Source organism: Sphingomonas glacialis (assembly GCF_014653575.1).
Lineage (GTDB): Bacteria > Pseudomonadota > Alphaproteobacteria > Sphingomonadales > Sphingomonadaceae > Sphingomonas > Sphingomonas glacialis.
Genome location: NZ_BNAQ01000033.1, coordinates 1 through 992 on the forward strand (window position 1 = coordinate 1; position 992 = coordinate 992).

The following is a 992-nucleotide window of genomic DNA, read 5'->3' on the forward strand; positions in this document are numbered from 1 at the left end:
GTATTGGGCGGATTCAACCGGTCGTCGCAACGCGCTGTTTTTCGATCTCCGCAAGGCATTGGTCAAGCGCCTCGGCCGGTGTTTTCCAGCCCAGCGTTTTGCGCGGTCTGCCATTGAGCGTTGCGGCAACGGCCGCGAGCGTATCGGCGCTATGTGCGCTGAGATCGGTACCTTTCGGAAAGTACTGGCGCAGAAGCCCGTTGGTATTCTCGTTGGTGCCGCGTTGCCAAGGGCTTTGTGGGTCGCAGAAGTAGACCTCCACGCCCGCGTCTACCGTCAGACGCGCGTGCTGCGCCATCTCCGCGCCCTGATCCCAGGTCAGCGTCCGTCGTAGTTCTTCCGGCAAGGTGACGATGGTCCGCGTGATGGCTTTCCGCACGGCCTCGGCGCCGTGCCCCGCCAGCGCTGGTCCGTTCTTGACGCCCGGTGCGACACCGTGACCTTCCATGCGCGGCAGGTGCAGCAGCATCGTAAAGCGCGTGGTGCGTTCGACCAGCGTGCCGATCGCCGAGCTGCCGAGCCCGAGGATGAGGTCGCCTTCCCAGTGACCCGGTACGGCCCGGTCATCAGCTTCGGCAGGACGCTCGCTGATCAGGATCTCGGACGACACGAAGCCTTTCCGGCGCTGGCCGACCCGCGCCCGCGGCACGCGCAGAGCTCGTCCGCTTCGCAAGCACGCGCTAAGGTCGCGGCGCAGCGCTCCGCGACCTTGCACAAACAGTGCTTGGTAAATGGCCTCGTGGCTGATGCGCATCCTGTCGTCATCCGGAAAGTCGATCTGCAGACGGCTTGCAATCTGCTCCGGGCTCCATGCCTTTGACCAGCGCCGGTTCTGCCGAGGCCCATGTCGCCGCCCCTTCCACGATACCGTGGGGCCGGTGACGGGCGCATCACCGGGTTTGGCAACGGCTCCGCTCAACCGGTCCTCGACCCAGCGGCGTAGCGTGTCGTTGGCCGCGAGCTTGGCAACCTTGGGACGGCGCGCCGCGCGC

At 66.0% G+C, this 992-nt stretch carries 1 protein-coding gene; it reads right to left on the bottom strand.

The window, feature by feature from the left end; all coding sequences use genetic code 11:
* Positions 1-13: 13 nt before the first annotated feature.
* On the bottom strand, positions 14-992 hold a 979-nt coding region (locus tag IE187_RS21110), incomplete at its 5' end, for an IS30 family transposase (protein WP_189677956.1).